The sequence below is a fragment of the Pseudomonas sp. CM27 genome (assembly GCF_013179515.1).
Lineage (GTDB): Bacteria > Pseudomonadota > Gammaproteobacteria > Pseudomonadales > Pseudomonadaceae > Aquipseudomonas.
The window spans coordinates 1-16,580 of the sequence record NZ_JABMCN010000131.1 but is presented as its reverse complement, the minus strand read 5'-3'; the positions used below and the strand labels follow the sequence as shown (position 1 = coordinate 16,580).

Annotated in this window: 15 protein-coding genes; 5 read left to right on the top strand and 10 right to left on the bottom strand. The window is 63.5% G+C overall.

The features are described 5' to 3' along the window. The first annotated feature begins 510 nt into the window (after positions 1-510). Positions 511-1,407 carry a formate/nitrite transporter family protein gene (locus HP547_RS16980; RefSeq protein ID WP_172225853.1) on the top strand — a complete coding sequence of 299 codons (897 nt, stop codon included), beginning with the start codon at positions 511-513 and terminating at the stop codon, positions 1,405-1,407. Between the two features lie 3 nt (positions 1,408-1,410). Here the strand turns inward: HP547_RS16980 and HP547_RS16975 are convergent, their stop codons facing one another. Beyond that, complete coding sequence (locus tag HP547_RS16975; protein ID WP_172286899.1) at positions 1,411-2,502, bottom strand: MBL fold metallo-hydrolase; 1,092 nt, start codon at positions 2,500-2,502, stop codon at positions 1,411-1,413. Between the two features lie 129 nt (positions 2,503-2,631). Between HP547_RS16975 and HP547_RS16970 the strand changes: the two genes are divergently transcribed. Both HP547_RS16970 and HP547_RS16965 read left to right on the top strand, forming a co-directional pair. Beyond that, the gene (locus HP547_RS16970; protein WP_172286898.1) at positions 2,632-3,705 is read left to right on the top strand and encodes a diguanylate cyclase; all 1,074 of its coding nucleotides are present in this window, start codon (positions 2,632-2,634) and stop codon (positions 3,703-3,705) included. 52 nt (positions 3,706-3,757) lie between these two features. Next, complete coding sequence (locus HP547_RS16965; protein WP_172286897.1) at positions 3,758-6,343, top strand: EAL domain-containing protein; 2,586 nt, start codon at positions 3,758-3,760, stop codon at positions 6,341-6,343. Between the two features lie 8 nt (positions 6,344-6,351). Here the strand turns inward: HP547_RS16965 and HP547_RS16960 are convergent, their stop codons facing one another. Together HP547_RS16960 and HP547_RS16955 are read right to left on the bottom strand one after the other, a co-directional pair. Then, a complete protein-coding gene (locus HP547_RS16960) occupies positions 6,352-6,705 on the bottom strand; it encodes a DUF2025 family protein (protein WP_172225844.1) in 354 nt (117 codons plus the stop codon). A gap of 120 nt (positions 6,706-6,825) precedes the next feature. After that, on the bottom strand, positions 6,826-7,740 hold the full coding sequence (locus tag HP547_RS16955) for a LysR family transcriptional regulator (RefSeq protein WP_172225841.1): 915 nt from the start codon (positions 7,738-7,740) through the stop codon (positions 6,826-6,828). Between the two features lie 112 nt (positions 7,741-7,852). Between HP547_RS16955 and HP547_RS16950 the strand changes: the two genes are divergently transcribed. Then, positions 7,853-8,611, top strand: coding sequence for an SDR family NAD(P)-dependent oxidoreductase (locus HP547_RS16950; protein WP_172286896.1), 759 nt, complete (start codon positions 7,853-7,855; stop codon positions 8,609-8,611). 19 nt (positions 8,612-8,630) lie between these two features. On the opposite strand, the gene HP547_RS16945 is transcribed toward HP547_RS16950, so the two are convergent. From HP547_RS16945 to HP547_RS16920, 7 genes are all read right to left on the bottom strand, one after another. Then, positions 8,631-9,488: an HlyD family secretion protein gene (locus HP547_RS16945; protein ID WP_172225836.1), complete on the bottom strand. Its 858-nt coding sequence runs from the start codon at positions 9,486-9,488 to the stop codon at positions 8,631-8,633. A gap of 12 nt (positions 9,489-9,500) precedes the next feature. After that, on the bottom strand, positions 9,501-9,707 hold the full coding sequence (locus HP547_RS16940; protein ID WP_172225833.1) for a DUF1656 domain-containing protein: 207 nt from the start codon (positions 9,705-9,707) through the stop codon (positions 9,501-9,503). Continuing rightward, positions 9,694-11,682 (bottom strand): FUSC family protein, encoded by a 1,989-nt coding sequence (locus HP547_RS16935; RefSeq protein WP_172286895.1) that lies wholly within the window; start codon positions 11,680-11,682, stop codon positions 9,694-9,696. Before HP547_RS16935 ends, HP547_RS16940 begins: the two co-directional genes overlap by 14 nt. Before the next feature lie 204 nt (positions 11,683-11,886). Then, positions 11,887-12,003, bottom strand: coding sequence for a cytochrome c oxidase subunit CcoM (gene ccoM, locus HP547_RS29825; protein WP_003254862.1), 117 nt, complete (start codon positions 12,001-12,003; stop codon positions 11,887-11,889). A gap of 135 nt (positions 12,004-12,138) precedes the next feature. Then, positions 12,139-12,300, bottom strand: coding sequence for a hypothetical protein (locus HP547_RS16930; RefSeq protein WP_172225827.1), 162 nt, complete (start codon positions 12,298-12,300; stop codon positions 12,139-12,141). Positions 12,301-12,367: 67 nt separating this feature from the next. Continuing rightward, positions 12,368-12,697 carry an aspartate-semialdehyde dehydrogenase gene (locus tag HP547_RS16925; protein WP_172225824.1) on the bottom strand — a complete coding sequence of 110 codons (330 nt, stop codon included), beginning with the start codon at positions 12,695-12,697 and terminating at the stop codon, positions 12,368-12,370. 63 nt (positions 12,698-12,760) lie between these two features. After that, the gene (locus HP547_RS16920; protein WP_172225822.1) at positions 12,761-13,456 is read right to left on the bottom strand and encodes a M949_RS01915 family surface polysaccharide biosynthesis protein; all 696 of its coding nucleotides are present in this window, start codon (positions 13,454-13,456) and stop codon (positions 12,761-12,763) included. A 149-nt stretch (positions 13,457-13,605) separates the two neighbouring features. On the opposite strand from HP547_RS16920, the gene rapA reads away from it, so the two are divergent. Continuing rightward, positions 13,606-16,452 carry an RNA polymerase-associated protein RapA gene (gene rapA / locus HP547_RS16915; RefSeq protein WP_172225819.1) on the top strand — a complete coding sequence of 949 codons (2,847 nt, stop codon included), beginning with the start codon at positions 13,606-13,608 and terminating at the stop codon, positions 16,450-16,452. The last annotated feature ends 128 nt before the right edge of the window (positions 16,453-16,580 follow it).

Below are 16,580 nucleotides of genomic sequence, written 5' to 3'. Positions count from 1 at the left end.
TGTTAGGCCTGCCGCCAGCGTTCAATCTGAGCCATGATCAAACTCTTCAGTTCAATACTGCTTGGGTTTTTAAGAAACCCTAAACTTGGCTCAGCAATCTCAAATGACTATGTGATTTCTCGCATGGTCACTTGTGATGCTGATAATCTTTTTGACTATCAGTCCGTACTCACAAGCACCCACACGAATTGCTTGATTCAATTTGTTAAAGAGCGTTTGGTTAAGAGCTTTTCGTCTCAACCGAGGCGCGCATTCTACGCTTTCCTCATTTGCTGTCAAGCGTTTGTTTTGAAGTTTTTTACCACCGCTTTCTTTCGAAAGCTAACAACTTCAACAACTTACCGCTTGCCCCGAAGCGTTCATCGCTGCGAGGAGGCGAATAATACGCGCTTTGAAATCAGAGTCAACACCCTGATCTGAAAAAACTTTCCGACAGCGTTTGGCAACTGCCTGGCAACTAATGAAAGCGCCACGCATCTGTATATAACCCACCCACGGAGCGTAGCGGCCATGAGCGATGCGCAGAGCGAGAAGACACCGGGCCTGTCGGCAGACGAAGAGCAGGAAGTCAGCCACAACCAACCACCGCGCGCAGCGGTACTGCACGAGATCATTCGCTACCAGGGCGACCAGGAACTGGAGCGCACCATTGCCGCCCTGTGGTGGTCGGCCCTGGCTGCCGGCCTGTCCATGGGCCTTTCACTCATGGCCATGGGCCTGTTTTACGCCCGCCTGCCAGAAGGGGACAGCGCCCAGGTAATAGCCAGCATCGGCTACAGCGCAGGCTTCCTCGCCGTGATCCTGGCACGCCAACAACTGTTTACCGAAAACACGCTGACCGCCGTACTGCCGGTCATGACCTCCCCTACCCTGGCCAACTTCGGCCGGCTGCTGCGCCTGTGGGGCGTGGTACTGCTTGGCAACCTGGCGGGCACCCTGCTGGTAGCCTGGGTCATGCTGGAGCTGCCGATCTTCGACAGCAAGACTGATGTGGCCTTCCTCGAGGTGGGCCGCAAGGTCATGAAGAACGACATCAGCCAGATGTTTGCCAAAGGCATCGTCTCAGGCTGGATGATCGCCACCATGGTGTGGATGATCCCGTCGATGGAGCACGCCAAGATCTGGATCATCCTGATGATCACCTACCTGATGGCCTTGGGCGACTTCACACATATAGTGGTCGGTTCGGTCGAGGTGTCGTATCTGGTCTGGGCCGGCGATGAAACCTGGCGCAGCTTCTGGCTCGAGTTCGCCTTGCCGACGCTGGCCGGCAACATCATCGGCGGCAGCTTCATCTTCGGCCTGATCAGCCATGCACAAGTGCGCAGTGACAGTGGCAGACCCCCTTCGCAGCTATCCGAAAATGATCAGGCCCCGCCCCCGCGCACCAAGGAAGGCAAACAATGACGCTCAGCGGGTCGCTACCGTGGGCTCATTCGCCTGGCCGCGTTGGCGCACCGGCCGCGGTTGCCACCAGTTCTGCCCGGCATGCGGCGAGTCGATGCTGACCCGCTCGCCGATCTGCGGCGTGCTCAGCCGCACCTGGGCCTGGCTGGTCAGGGCCAATATGCGTTCGAAGGGTTCCTGCCAGCCATGGATCGACAGATCGAAAGTGCCGTTGTGAATCGGCAGCATCCAGCGCCCGCGTAGATCCAGGTGCGCCTGCAGGCTTTGCTCGGGCTGCATGTGAACATCGGGCCAGGCAACATTGTAGGCCCCGGCTTCCATCAAGGTCAGGTCGAACGGCCCGAAGCGGTCGCCGATCTGCTTGAAGCCGTCGAAGTAGCCGGTATCACCGCTGAAGAACACGCGCACATCCTCGTCCATGATCACCCAGGACGCCCATAGGGTCCGGTTGCTGTCCAGCAGCCCGCGCCCGGAAAAGTGCTGGGCCGGAGTGGCGACGAAGCGCACGCCTTCCACCTCGCGTTCCTGCCACCAGTCCAGCTGCCGTACTTTCGAAGGCGGCACGCCCCATTTCATCAGCCGGTCGCCCACGCCCAGCGGCGCCAGGAACACTGCGGTGCGTGGGGCCAACCTGCGAATGGCCTGTTCGTCTAGATGGTCGAAGTGATCATGAGACAGCACAACCGCCGCCAGCGGCGGCAACTGCTCAAGTGGCAGTGGTGGCGCATGGAAACGCAGCGGGCCGGCCCACTGCACGGGTGAGGCGCGCTCGGCGAACACGGGGTCTGTAATAAAGAAGCGCCCGCGCAACTTGAGCAATACTGTTGAATGGCCCAGGCGCCACAGGCTGTGGTCAGGGGCATCGAACACCTGCTGGCGGGTCATGGGCTGCAGGCTGACGGGCATGGATGGCCGGGTTTCCGGCGGTTTGCGCAAGAACAGGTATTTGAGCCCGATGCGCAGCTTTTTCATTACACCATCCTGTGGCCTCACCACCTGGTTGTGGAAACGTCCGTCCCAATGTGGCGCCGGCTCGCCGGCAGCGTTGGCCAAGGGAACCATCAGCAGCACTCCGAGCAACAGGAAAGTGTTCATGTTACCCCACAGTGACCGGATCAACCGTGAAATGGCTTGTAAGGTCATTTTTCAACGATGAAACACTGTTCAACAATATTCACGCGCGTTATGCGATAAACGGTATCCGGCAGAAGAACAATGACCATAATGGACAAACGCAGCGGCAAAGGCCTTTCATTCGTCAAGCGCATCTACCTGCCGCGGGTCATCGGCATGGGCATCGGCCTGCTCAGTGTGATGGCTGCCATCGCGCCTCTGTCGCCGCCGATCTGGGTATGGCTGCTGATGCTGTTCAACGGGCTGCTGTGGCCTCACGTCGCCTACCTGTGGGCCACCCGCTCGGCGACGCCCTACCAGGCAGAACAACGTAATCTGGTGCTGGACTCGCTGATGGGCGGTTTCTGGACCGCCGCCATGCACTTCAACCCGCTGCCCAGCGTGACCGTACTGTCGATGATGACCATGAACAATGTCGCCGCTGGCGGCAAACGCATGGTCTTTCGTGGGGGGCTGGCCCAGCTGGCGGGCATGCTCATCGCCACCTTGCTGCTCGGCACGGGCCTGCAGCTGAATGCCACGCCGCTGCAGGTGTATGCCTGCTTGCCGATGCTGACACTGTACCCGCTGGCGCTGGGTTGGGTGTGCTACCAGCTGGCGATCAAGCTGGCCGAGCACAAGCGCCGGCTCAGCGCCCTGAGCCTCACCGACAGCCTGACCGGGTTGCTCAACCACGGCGCCTGGAAAGACCTGCTGCTGCTGAAGTTCGAAGCCTGCAGGCAGCAACAGGGGCAAGCGGTGATTGCCTTGATCGACATTGACCATTTCAAGACCATCAACGACACCTTCGGCCACGTGGTCGGCGACTGCGTGCTGCGCCAGCTCAGTGCCGAGTTGCGGCGCAACCTGCGCGAGGGCGACCAGGCCGGTCGTTACGGCGGCGACGAGTTTTGCGTGATCCTGCCAGGCACCAGCGAAACTCAGGCCTGCCAGGCCATGGAGCGCCTGCGCGAGCAGGTTGCCAGCTATCGCAACCCGCAGTTGCCGCATCTGCGTATCAGCCTGAGCATCGGCCTGTCGCCTTTCGAGGCTGGCCTGGACTCACCCGAACAATGGCTTGAACAGGCGGACAAGGCCCTCTACACCGCCAAGCATGCTGGCCGCGACCGGGTCAATTTTGCCCGCAACGAAGCTGCGGCGCTCAAGCTGGCCTATCCTGATTGAACCTCCTGCATGACTACCCGGCGGGGGGGCTGCTTGAAGGAGCCGCTCGCGCATGGCCAGGACTGCCAACCTTCCACCCACCAGCCCCACGCCACGCGTTCAGGTGCGCCGCCTGATCGCCGGTTTCAGCGCCGTGTTCGGCCTGGCTTGCCTGGTCATTCTCGCTGCACTGTTCAATATCGCAGGCACCCTGGACCAGCAGGAGCGCCAGCGCAGCGCCTTCCACGCGAACCAGGCGCTGGAGCAACGGCTGCTTGCCTCGCGCCAGTTCCTGTCCAGCTACGCCGTGTGGGATGCCGCCTTTGAGCACCTGGCGGGCCAGGCCGACTGGCAGTGGGCCTACGAACAAAAGAACATTGGCGAATCGCTGTACAGCGCCAGCGGCTACGAAGGGGTGTTTGTGCTGGAGAACGAGCGCACTACCTACGCCCTGTTCAAAGGGCAGCCCAGCCAGGCAAGCGCCAGTACTTATATAGATGCACCGCTGCAACCGATCATCGACCAGGCCCGTGCCGCTGCCATCCCGCGCGAGCAGATCACCCGTTTCGTCCTGTTCAATGGCTGGCCGGCCGTGCTCAGTGCTGCGGCGGTGCGGCCGGACCGCGAAGTGACCGACAGCGATGTAGCCCATGCGCCCGTGATGCTGTTCGTCGACCAGCTTACCGAAGACAAACTGGCGGTGCTGGGCAGCGGTGCCGGCCTGACCGGGATGCACGTGGAAAAGGATCAGACCAAGGCGCACGACCATCTGCGTATCGAACTAGGGGATACCGGCTACCATCTGGCCTGGAGCAGCCCGCTGCCAGGGCGGCAAATGCTCCGGGCGGTGTTGCCAGCCCTGGCAGCTGCCCTGCTGATACTCGGCCTGATCATGCTCTACCTGTTCCACCATGCCCTGCGCAGCTCGCGGGCGATGGGCATGACGCTGACGCACCTGCAACAGAGCAATCAGGCCCTGGAGGCCAGCGAGCAGCGGTTCCGCGCTGTCGCCGAGTCGGCTTCCGACTGGATCTGGGAGACCGACCGTGAACAGCGCCTGACCTACCTGTCGCAGCGCTTTGCCAATGTCACCGGCTACAGCGTGGACGACTGGCTGGGCCACCCGCTCAACCAGTTGCTGGCCTGCGATACCACCCCGCTGTCGCCATGGCTTGACGCCCTGGGCACGGCCGACCCGCAACAGCTGGCCAACCTGCGCTGCTCCTACCGTGACCAGAATGGCCAGAACCGCTACTGCCGAATCTCTGCCCGCGCGATCTTCCACCATGGCGACCCCATGGGTTATCGCGGCACCGCCAGCGACATCACCGACGAAGTGGATGCCCACGCGCGCATCCAGCACTTGTCGCTGCACGACCCGCTGACCGGGCTGGCCAACCGCAACAAGCTCGCCCGGCATCTGGAGCAGGCGCTGTTGCGCGGCAGTGATTCACCGCCGCTGACGTTGCTGCTGCTTGACCTGGACAACTTCAAGCCGATCAACGACTCGCTCGGCCATGGTGCCGGTGATGCCGTGCTGCAGGAGGTGGCCACACGCCTGCGTGATACCACCCGCGAGGGCGACCTGGTGGCGCGCCTGGGCGGCGACGAGTTTGTGCTGGTGCTCAACGGCATGGACAACCGCAACGAAGTCGACCGTTTTTGTGCACGGCTGATCGGCCTGCTGCAGCAACCCATCGACTTCGACAGCCAGCACCTGCACATTGGCGCCAGCGTCGGCGTCGCGCAGACCCGCACCCAAGGTTTCGATGCCGGCGAACTGATCCGCTGCGCCGATATCGCGTTGTATCAGGCCAAAGCCGATGGCAAGGGCACCTGGCGCTATTTCGCTGCCGAAATGAACCAGCAGATCCAGTACCGCCGCCAGCTGGAGAACGATCTGCGCCGGGCGCTGCGCAACCAGGAGTTCGAGCTGCATTACCAGCCGCGCTACCGCCTCAGCGACCTGCGCATTGTCGCGGTCGAAGCGTTGCTGCGCTGGCAGCATCCGCAGGAGGGGTTGCTCGGGCCGGATACTTTCATTCCGCTGGCCGAGCAGAGTGACATCATCGTCGCGCTGGGCCGCTGGGTATTGCGCGAGGCCTGCCACACTGCTCACGACTGGCCCGCCGACATCGTGGTGTCGGTGAACCTGTCGCCGGCGCAGTTCCTGCGCAGCGATGTGGTGGCCGACGTGCGCGAGATCCTGCTGGAAACGGCCTTCCCGGCACAGCGCCTGGAGCTGGAGATTACCGAAAACGTGATGCTCAACGACATCGAGGGCGCCCTGGGCACCATGCTGTCGCTGAAGGAACTGGGCGTGCGCCTGAACATGGACGATTTCGGCACCGGCTATTCATCGCTGGGGTACCTGCGCACCTACCCGTTCGACAGCATCAAGATCGACAAACGCTTCATCAGTGGCCTGGGCAGCAACAGCGGCAGCGACCGCGCCGTGGTCCAGGCCATCATCAGCCTGGGCGAGGCCATGGGGCTGACGGTTACCGCCGAAGGGGTGGAGAGTGAACAGCAGCTCAAGGCGCTGGAGAAGGACCGCTGCCATGAAGTGCAAGGCTATTACCTGAGCCGGCCACTGGACGGCCCTGGGGTTGAGGCATTGCTGCACCACACACCCCAGATAACCGCGCGCCCGCTGTAGCAGCGGGTTTACCCGCAAACACCGGTGCCGCCGGGTCCGGGCCGTTGCAGGCTGCGCTCAGCGACAATTTCCGGCAGCTCGCTGCGGCGCAAGTAGGCGCGCAGCGGCTCACCGATGTTCAAGCGGTCATCCACATGCTGCGCCAGCAACAGCGACAACCGCTCGCGACAAAGGGCCATGCGCAGCCCTTGGACTGGCCGCCAGACGAATTCGCTACAGGGCGTGATGCTGTCGTCGGCTACGTCCATGCCGAACGCGTCTTCGGAGAACCGCACGATATGAATGCCGCGTTTGCCATGAAAGCCGACAAAGCCCATGAGCTGGTCGGCGGCAATACAGATGTCTTGGGAAGTGATGGCCATGACGTAACCTCGCAATGAACTCGGAAGATACGCACGCAGGAAGGGTACCAGGTCGCCTCTGCCGGGCGACTCGCAGCAGGCAGCCTAACGCAAGTCGCCTTTGCAGCGCCATGGCTTGGCTCAATCACTGGCCGCGGGATCAACCTGGGTGTGCAGGACCTCGCCCAGCCACTGCATGAATGCCTGCACCCGGCGCGGCACATGCCGTTGCCGGGCATACAACAGCGACACCGGCATGGCCGGGGCCTGCCAGTCTTCCAGCACCGAAACCAGTTCGCCGCGTTGCAAATGCTCGGCAACTCCCACCGCAGGCACCTGGATCAGGCCCAGCCCGGCCAGGCAGGCCGCCGAGTAGGCTTCGGCGTTGTTGACCGTCACCCCACCGGCCATGGCCTGGTACTGCAGTTCCCCGCCTTGCAGGTATTCGAAACCGGCGCTGCGCGCACCCAGGGTCCGTACGTAGTGCACCAGCTGATGCTCGGCCAGGTCCTGCAGCGTGCGCGGCACGCCGTAGCGGGCCAGGTAGGCGGGGCTGGCACAGTTGCGCATGCTCAGTTGCCCGACCGGCCGCGCCACCACGTCCAGGTCATGCAGGGCGCCGATGCGCATCACGCAATCGAACCCCTCGCGCAGCAGGTCGACCTGGCGATCGGTGCAGCTGAGTTCCACTTCCAGGCGCGCATGGCGCTGCAGAAACTGCGGCAGCGCCGGGATGATCACGCGACGGGCCATCATGGTCGGCAGGTCGATGCGCAGGCGCCCGGACAGTTCGGCATCATCGGTGCTGAACAGGCTCTCGATCTCGTCCATGCCCGACAGCAGGTCCTTGCTACGCTCGTACAACAAAGCGCCATCCTGGGTCGCCCGGACGCGCCGGGTGGTGCGGTTGAACAACTGCGTGCCCAACAGCCGTTCCAGCGCCCGCACCTGCTCCGACACGGTCGACCGTGGCAGGCCCAGGCTCTCGGCGGCCAGCGTGAAGCTGCTGACCTCACTGACCCGCACAAAGGTGCGCAACAAATCCAGCTTGTTCACTCGAGGCCTCAACTGTCCGGTTTTACCGAACAGTATTTCCATTTTTACAGGATTTAACAGCACCAGAGCGACCAATAACCTGTGATCATTCACCCACCATGAGGTTTCCACCATGACTCGCAAGATTGCCCTGATCACTGGCGCCAGTCGCGGCCTCGGCCGAAATGCTGCCGAACACCTGGCAGCACGCGGTATCGATGTCATCGGCACCTACCACAGCAAGGCCGACGAAGCGCAAGCCGTAGCAGCCCGGCTGGAGCAGGCCGGGATCAAGGCTGCAATGCTGCAGCTGGATGTCAGCGACAGCGCCAGCTTTGCCGGTTTCGCCGAGCGCCTGGGCGCAACCCTGCAGCAGCGCTTCGCTCGCGAGCGTTTCGACTTTCTGGTGAACAATGCCGGGATCGGGCTGAATGTGCCGTACATCGAAACCAGCGAAGCGCAGTTCGACCAACTGCTCAACATTCAGCTGAAGGGCCCGTTCTTCCTCACCCAACGCCTGCTGCCGCTGCTGGTCGACAATAGCCGTATCGTCAACATTTCCACCGGCCTGGCACGCTTTGCGCTGCCGGGGTATGCCGCCTACGCCGCGATGAAGGGCGCAATGGAGGTGCTGACGCGGTATCAGGCCAAGGAGCTGGGGGCACGTGGGATTCGGGTGAACATACTGGCGCCGGGCGCCATCGAGACCGACTTTGGCGGCGGCGTGGTGCGCGACAACCAGCAGGTCAACGCGTACATTGCCGGCAACACGGCGCTTGGCCGGGTGGGCTTGCCGGACGATATCGGGGCGGCAATCGCGCTGTTGCTGGAAGACGGCAATGGCTGGATCACCGGGCAGCGGCTGGAAGTGTCAGGCGGGATGTTCCTTTAAGGCGCTCGTCCCGCCCGTCTTACTGTTCATGCACCTGCACACTCGCGGTCATCCCGGCGCTCAGGGTCACGCCTTCCGGTACCTGGTCCAGGCGGATCCTTACCGGAATGCGCTGGGCTAGCCGCACCCAGTTGAAGGTGGGCTCCACCTCCGGCAGCAACTGGCTGTCCGGGTTGCTGTTGCGGTCGGTGATACCGCGGCTGATGCTCTCCACATGCCCTTGCATCGGCTCGCCGGCGCCCATCAGCCAGACCTTCACCGCGTCGCCCACGCGGATGCGCGGCAGCTTGGTTTCCTCGAAGTAGGCCTGGATATAGAACGTTGAATCATCCACCAGCGCCATCACCGATTGCCCGGTGTTCACATAGTTGCCTTCGGCCAGACGCAGGTTGGTGATATGCCCGCTGCGCGGTGCCCGTACTTCGCTGCGCGCCAGGTTGATTTTGGCAACCTGTAACTGGGCCTCGGCTTCATGCAGTTCGCCCCGCGCGATGGCGGCATTGATCTGTGCATTTTCCCGCAACTCGGCACTGATCGCCTCCGGCCCAAGGGCGGTACGCCGGGCTGCTTCGCGCTCGCGCAGGCGCAGTTGCTGGGCGCGGGTCTCGGTCACGGCGCTGGCCTGGTCGAAGGCCGCCTTGAAGCGCTCGCGGTCGATACTCATCAACAGATCGCCCGCCTTGACCTGCTGGTTGTCGCGGGCCTTGAGCTCGCGCACCCAACCGGACACATCGGGGGCAATTACCACCACGTCGGCGCGCACCCGGGCATCGCGAGTCCAGGGGGTAAGCATGTAGTACTGCCATAACTGGTAACCGGCCAACACGGCCAGGGCTACCACACACAAGGTCACCAGAGTACGTACGGCGGCACGCATCCAAACACTCCTTTATAAAGCTCCCAGCAGTCGTACCACCAGGAACAACACACAAACGAACAGCGCCGTGTCGAACAGCGCCTCATGCCAGATCCAGCGCCCCAGCGGCGTGGCCTGCACCACCAGGCGCAACACGCCGGTAAGCACCAGCGCCAGCAACACATAAAGCAGAAACGGGCTCAGCAGTACGCCGCCCACTTCCCATTCACGCAACCCCATGGGTCTCCTCCTGCCAGCGGCACCACTTGCGCCAACTTTTCTGCAATTGCAGCACCGCCCCTTCGGCCAGCCGTAGCGAGTCGCTCGAAGGTAGCCGGCGCAAGGCGGCAATAAACTGTTCGCTGGCGCTGTCCAGGCGCTGACCACGCCCGACGGCAGGCCCGTTGGCCAGTACCGCCTGCACCTGTTGCAGGTACTCGCGCTCGGCCCGGCCCAAAGGCGCTTGGGCAACTGCCAGACACATGCGCAGATGCACCAGTTCGTCGCCTATGTCCAACCCGTGCAGGCCGTCATCCCAGCGCTTGCGCTCGCTTTCGGGCAGCTCGCTGGCATGCCTGGCCAATTGCATCAGGCGGTCGGCCATGCGCCCGCCAAACCAGCTGTCGGCCCCGCGCAGGTCGCGCCGGGTCAGGCGTACCAGGTCGCTCTGGGTGGCTGCACGCAGACGCCGGCCCAGCCAGGCCGGGTGGCGGAACACCAATAGACGAAACGCCATTACTGCGGCAGACACCCCCACCAGCATGGCCAAGGCACTGTTCAGCATCGTCGCTACGCCAAACTGCATGACATTGAGCGGCGACACCAGCACGATGAAGTGCAGGCAATAGGAGGTCGCCGTGGCCCCGGTACGTGGATGGGCCATGCCCAGGGCGCCAAGAAACAGCGGCACGCCCATGCCCAGGCAGAGCATGGCGAAGCTGCTCCACTGCGGCAGCAGAATCTGCCCCACCAGAAACGCCACAGGTATCGCCAGGAAGATTCCGCGCAGAAAGCTCAGGCCAATCTGCGCGCCGTTCTCACGGCTGGCAAACAAGCTGCAGACCACACAGGTGAGCACCAGCCCCCCCGGCGCCGAAGGCCAGGCCGTGGCCAGCCAGAAGCCGCTCATTACCAGAAAGGCCAGAGCACTGCGGGAACCGAACAGCAAGGCGAGCGACCAGTCGCGGTGTGCGGCCAGCCCCTGGGACACATCCTTCGGTGCCCTGCCCGCCTCGACATCCGCCAGTGCCTGACCGGCCGCCATGGCGTAATCCAGCAGCAGGGCCATGCGTGCCAGGCAGAAGTGTTCGGTCGAACTGATTTGCTCATCGTGGGCGGCATCCCAGATACGCTGGCGCAGCAGTAGCAGGCTGGGCGGGTCGGGTTTGACCAGCAGCGACCGCGCTTCCTGCAGCCAGGGTGCCAGGTGCTCGGTCTCCCGCTCATCCAGTTGCCGCCATTGGCGGCGTACCGAGCGCGAGATGCGCAACAGCACCATCAGTTTCTGGCTCAGGCCGCGGATGGCGCGGGCACGCTGGCGCCCGCGATTGCCTTCAAACCAGGCATGTTCGCGCTGGCTGTCGATGGCCACGATGCGCCCCAGGCTTTCCAGCAAGCCTTTGTGCGCCTCGTCTTCGCCGCCCAGCATGGCACTGGCGGCCTGCAGGCCATTAAGCCAGGCCTGTCGCGCCTGCCCGGCCAGTTGCTGTTCAACGCGCATGGGCCACAGCAAGGCACTGCAAGCCGTGGCGCAAAAAATCCCCAGGCAGATCTCGGTGCAGCGCGCCACTGCCTGATCGAACACCTGCAACGGGTGGTCGATGGCTGGCAGGGCAATGATCGCCGCAGTATAGCCCGCCAGCACGAAGGCATAGGCCCAGGCACTGCGCAGTTGGGTAGACGCGGCGGTGCACAGGGCCAGCCACAGGGCCAGGGCCAGCAGGAACAAGCCCGGTGTCTGGGCGAACAGGCCAATGAACAGCACCGACATGACGGTGCCGACCAAGGTCCCGGCGAGCCGCGCCAAGCCTTTCTGCACCACCATGCCAGACAGCGGCTGGGCCACGATGAACGCGGTCATCAGTGCCCATGAGGGCTGTTCCAGGCCCCAGCGCATCGCCAGCCATAGCGCCAACCCGCCACCGAGCAGGGTCTTGATGGCGAACTTGAGGGCGAGGCTGCTGGGGGCGAACAGGGCCTGGAGAGTGATGGGCACGAGGCGGACCTTGCGGGAGGGTCTTGATTGAACGATAGACAATGGTGGACAGAATAAAGCGGAAACGATTAATTAGCTAGCTAATCATCTTTTAGAGGTTCGGGTCTCCTCGGCAGGCCTCTGGGCGGGCAAGCCGAATTCCAGGCAAAAAAATGGGCGACCGAAGTCGCCCTAAATGCCTTGCGTGCTCGTGTACCCGGAAGCTCAGCGCGGCTTGCGCTTGTTCGAGTCTTTCCAGATGAATATGCCCAGACCGGCAAAGAAGGCGACCATCAACCCAACCGTTACCACACCGGCGATAACCACGTTGTCGAAGAACATGCCTGCCTCCCCATTCGTTTGCCGTTGTCCGATGGGTGCAAGATAACCAATGTGGGGGCGGGAAAAATTGATCGGCGTCAATGGTGCCCGGGGCCGGGCACGCGAGGCGGGTGCAGGGTTGACCTGCGTCAAGTTTCAGCGCTTCTTCGGCTTGCCCTTGGGCTTCTTTTTCTTGCTGGCGTTCAACGGCAGGGCCTGTTCGAATGCATTGCGCATTTCGTTCAGGCGCTTTTCCTTGAGATCGTGGGCGCGCTTGGCGCGTTCGGCATCGAAATCGATGAGGTTGTCTTGGCTCATTGGCGGGCTCGACGGTGAACTGAGACGTGCATGATGAAGCCAGGCGCAGGCGCTGACCAGCCCCGCGTCAGACTTCGATGTCCACCAGCAACCCCTGGCGTACATGCTCCCCCATCAACGGCGCCACCGGCACGGTGTTATCGGCATTGACCTCGTCACCCGGCAGCGCGCTGTAGCGCTGCTGGTCACCCTGCTGCCTGCGTTGCTGCTGGCGGCGCTGCTCGTCACGCAGCAAAAGCGCCTGCTCCTGGGGGTCACGTTGCTGCTTGAGGTCGATGGCGCTTTCCCCGGAGGCAGGCTGCGTCGGCACCACCGGTTTGATGTCGGGGGTTGGCTTGACCGGGTCCTGTTGCGAGGTCACCGGAGCGGCACTGAGCGGAATGATCGGCGGCAGCATGGACGTTCTCCTATGCCCCCTGTATCGGCAGGCGCGGGTTTACCTTGATGTCTTGGACAACATTTACTCGGCTTCGTCGTCAGGCTCGTCGTAGCTCGGCGTGCTGGCTTCGCTCCAGGGCCGCTTGTAAACCTGCTGCCAGACCGCGTCCATGTGCTCGCGCAGCACCGGCGGCGCGGTTTTGAGCGAAGCGCTGTCGTCGCGCTCACCGCCGATCGGTTCTTCACCAGCGGGTGTGATCAGCGACTGGCCAGTGATGGTGTAACTGGCCTGGCCTTCGCGCATCTCGATGGCGATATCATGCGGATCTATACCGCCACCGCAGAAGGCATGGCTGGCCACTGTCACCTCGGCCGTGCCGTCCTTGTTCAGGTCGCTGACATCGCTGACATCGGTGTAGAAGTCCACGTCCAGGTCCAGCCCCGGGCAGGTGGTTTCCTGCTCGATCTGCCAGCGCGCCTTGAACGTGTCGCTTGCTCCGCCGCGCCCGTACAGCGTGGCCTTGAGCACCACCTTGTCGACTTCCTGCTCGCTTTCCGGGTCGCTGGCCTGGCCATCGCTGCGGCTCAATACCAGCAGGCCTTCGCCATCGCGGTCACGAAAGTGCACGCTCTTGATCGGCGTCTGTACGCCCAGCACCTCAAGTTGCTCCATGGGGATGGCAGGCAAGGTCTCGAAGTTTTTCTGCTCACAGGCGCTCAGCAGCAGCAGGCTGCCCACGGCCATGGAAGCGCTGATCCAGCTGTGCTTGGCAGACATGTTGATCCGGAACCCTCGTCGGCGACGCAGTACGGGGCGATGAAACGACTAGACTGTGCCTTTTGATACCTTTCGGTACGCACGGCGCTTTGGTCTGACCGGCCGATCCGTTAACATAACCGGCTTTTCATCGCGGGAGTTCAGGCAGTATGGCGCAGCAGTATCAACCGGGGCAACGCTGGATCAGCGACAGCGAAGCAGAGCTCGGCCTGGGTACCATCCTGGCGCAGGATGGCCGCCTGTTGACCGTGCTCTATCCGGCCACTGGCGACACCCGCCAGTATTCCCTGCGCAATGCGCCGCTGACCCGCGTGCGCTTCTCGCCAGGTGACCAGATCACCCACTTCGAGGGCTGGAAACTGACCGTGCGCGAAGTCGATGACATCGACGGGCTGATGGTCTACCACGGCCTGGACGGGCAGAACCAGCCACGCACCCTGCCAGAAACCCAGCTGTCGAACTTCATCCAGTTCCGCTTGGCCAGCGACCGCCTGTTCGCCGGGCAGATCGACCCGCTGTCCTGGTTCAGCCTGCGCTACAACACCCTGCAGCACACCAGCAAGCAGATGCAGTCGGCACTGTGGGGCCTGGGTGGTTGCCGTGCACAACCCATCGCCCACCAGTTGCACATTGCCCGCGAAGTAGCCGACCGCAGCGCGCCACGGGTGTTGCTGGCCGACGAAGTGGGCCTGGGCAAAACCATCGAGGCCGGTCTGGTCATTCACCGCCAGCTGCTGTCGGGCCGTGCCAGCCGCGTGCTGATCCTGGTACCGGAAAACCTCCAGCACCAGTGGCTGGTGGAAATGCGCCGCCGCTTCAACCTGCAGGTGGCGCTGTTCGACGCCGAGCGCTTCATCGAAAGCGACGCCAGCAACCCGTTCGAGGATGCCCAGCTGGCGCTGGTTGCCCTGGAATGGCTGGTAGACGACGAAAAGGCCCAGGACGCGCTGTTTGCTGCGGGCTGGGACCTGATGGTGGTCGACGAGGCTCACCACCTGGTCTGGCATGAAGACCAGGTCAGCACCGAATACAGCCTGGTCGAGCAACTGGCCCAGGTGATCCCGGGCGTGCTGCTGCTTACCGCTACCCCCGAGCAGCTTGGCCAGGACAGCCACTTTGCCCGCCTGCGCCTGCTCGACCCCAACCGTTTCCACGACCTGGCCGCCTTCCGCGCCGAGAGCGAGCACTATCGCCCGGTGGCCGAGGCCGTGCAGGAACTGCTCGACGAAGGCCGCCTGTCGCCCAAGGCTCACGCCACCATCCAGGGCTTCCTGGGTGCCGAAGGCGAAGCCCTGCTGGCTGCGGTCAGCGATGGCGACACCCAGGCCAGCGCGCGGCTGATCCGCGAACTGCTCGATCGCCACGGCACTGGTCGCGTCCTGTTCCGTAACACCCGCGCAGCGATCCAGGGCTTCCCTGAGCGCCAGCTGCACCCCTACCCGCTGGCCACACCAGAGCAATACCGCGACCTGCCAGCCGGCGAGCGGGCCGAGCTGTACCCGGAAGTCGCCTTCCAGGCCCAGGGCGAGGTGGCCGACGACGAGCGCTGGTGGCGTTTCGACCCGCGTGTCGACTGGCTGATCGACACCCTGAAAATGCTCAAGCGCACCAAAGTGCTGGTGATCTGCGCCCACGCCGAAACCGCGATGGACCTGGAAGACGCCCTGCGCGTGCGTTCCGGCATCCCGGCATCGGTGTTCCATGAGGGCATGAGCATTCTCGAGCGCGACCGCGCCGCTGCCTACTTCGCCGACGAAGAGTTTGGCGCGCAGGTGCTGATCTGCTCCGAAATCGGCAGTGAAGGCCGCAACTTCCAGTTCGCCCACCACCTGGTGATGTTCGACCTGCCGGCGCACCCGGACCTGCTCGAACAGCGCATCGGCCGCCTCGACCGGATCGGCCAGAAGCACACCATCCAGTTGCACATCCCGTACCTGCAGGACAGCCCGCAAGAACGCCTGTTCCAGTGGTACCACGAAGGCCTCAATGCCTTCCTCAACACTTGCCCCACCGGCAGCGCCCTGCAACACCAGTTCGGCCCGCGCCTGCTGCCGCTGCTCGAAAGTGGCGACAGCAAAGCCTGGGAGGCCCTGGTGGCCGACGCCCGCACCGAGCGCGAGCGCCTGGAAGCCGAACTGCACAGCGGCCGTGACCGCCTGCTGGAGCTGAACTCCGGCGGTGCCGGCGAGGGCCAGGCGCTGGTCGAGGACATTCTCGAGCAGGACGACCAGTTCGCCCTGCCGATCTACATGGAAACCCTGTTCGACGCCTTCGGCATCGACAGCGAAGACCATTCCGAGAACGCCCTGATCCTCAAGCCTAGCGAAAAGATGCTCGATGCCAGCTTCCCGCTGGGTGACGATGAAGGCGTGACCATCACCTATGACCGTGCCCAGGCGCTGTCGCGCGAGGACATGCAGTTCCTCACCTGGGAACACCCGATGGTGCAGGGCGGCATGGACCTGGTGCTGTCCGGTTCGATGGGCAACACCGCCGTGGCGCTGATCAAGAACAAGGCGCTCAAGCCAGGCACGGTCCTGCTCGAACTGCTGTTCGTCAGCGAGGTGGTAGCACCGCGCAGCCTGCAGCTGGGCCGTTACCTGCCACCGGCGGCACTGCGCTGCCTGCTCGATGCCAATGGCAACGACCTGGCCTCGCGCGTGGCCTTCGAAACCCTCAACGACCAGCTGGAAAGCGTGCCGCGCGCCAGTGCCAACAAGTTTGTCCAGGCCCAGCGCGACGTGCTGGCCAAGCGCATCAGTGGCGGTGAGGAGAAGATCCTGCCGATCCACGTCGAGCGCGTGGCCGAAGCCCAGCGGCGCCTGGCAGCCGAAGCCGACGAAGAACTGGCCCGCCTGGTGGCCCTGCAGGCGGTCAACCCGAGCGTGCGCGACAGCGAAATCGACGCCCTGCGCAAGCAGCGCGAAGACGGGCTGGCGATGCTCGAGAAAGCCGCCCTGCGCCTGGAAGCCATTCGCGTGCTGGTGGCTGGCTGATCAAGGATTGGCACACCTTTTTGTAGGAGCGGCCTTGTGTCGCGATGGGCTGCGCTGCAGCCCCTGGCCTTGGTGCAGAAATCCGGGGGCTGCTGAGCAGCCCATCGCGACACAAGGCCGCTCCTACA

What these genes read in the sequence shown, in the direction of transcription:
- HP547_RS16975 (WP_172286899.1), bottom strand. Translation starts at nt 2,502, where the DNA reads ATGAACACTTTCCTGTTGCTCGGAGTGCTGCTGATGGTTCCCTTGGCC.
- HP547_RS16980 (WP_172225853.1), top strand. Translation starts at nt 511, where the DNA reads ATGAGCGATGCGCAGAGCGAGAAGACACCGGGCCTGTCGGCAGACGAA.
- HP547_RS16950 (WP_172286896.1), top strand. Translation starts at nt 7,853, where the DNA reads ATGACTCGCAAGATTGCCCTGATCACTGGCGCCAGTCGCGGCCTCGGC.
- HP547_RS16940 (WP_172225833.1), bottom strand. Translation starts at nt 9,707, where the DNA reads ATGGGGTTGCGTGAATGGGAAGTGGGCGGCGTACTGCTGAGCCCGTTT.
- HP547_RS16945 (WP_172225836.1), bottom strand. Translation starts at nt 9,488, where the DNA reads ATGCGTGCCGCCGTACGTACTCTGGTGACCTTGTGTGTGGTAGCCCTG.
- HP547_RS16970 (WP_172286898.1), top strand. Translation starts at nt 2,632, where the DNA reads ATGGACAAACGCAGCGGCAAAGGCCTTTCATTCGTCAAGCGCATCTAC.
- HP547_RS16920 (WP_172225822.1), bottom strand. Translation starts at nt 13,456, where the DNA reads ATGTCTGCCAAGCACAGCTGGATCAGCGCTTCCATGGCCGTGGGCAGC.
- HP547_RS16925 (WP_172225824.1), bottom strand. Translation starts at nt 12,697, where the DNA reads ATGCTGCCGCCGATCATTCCGCTCAGTGCCGCTCCGGTGACCTCGCAA.
- HP547_RS16965 (WP_172286897.1), top strand. Translation starts at nt 3,758, where the DNA reads ATGGCCAGGACTGCCAACCTTCCACCCACCAGCCCCACGCCACGCGTT.
- HP547_RS16930 (WP_172225827.1), bottom strand. Translation starts at nt 12,300, where the DNA reads ATGAGCCAAGACAACCTCATCGATTTCGATGCCGAACGCGCCAAGCGC.
- ccoM (WP_003254862.1), bottom strand. Translation starts at nt 12,003, where the DNA reads ATGTTCTTCGACAACGTGGTTATCGCCGGTGTGGTAACGGTTGGGTTG.
- rapA (WP_172225819.1), top strand. Translation starts at nt 13,606, where the DNA reads ATGGCGCAGCAGTATCAACCGGGGCAACGCTGGATCAGCGACAGCGAA.
- HP547_RS16960 (WP_172225844.1), bottom strand. Translation starts at nt 6,705, where the DNA reads ATGGCCATCACTTCCCAAGACATCTGTATTGCCGCCGACCAGCTCATG.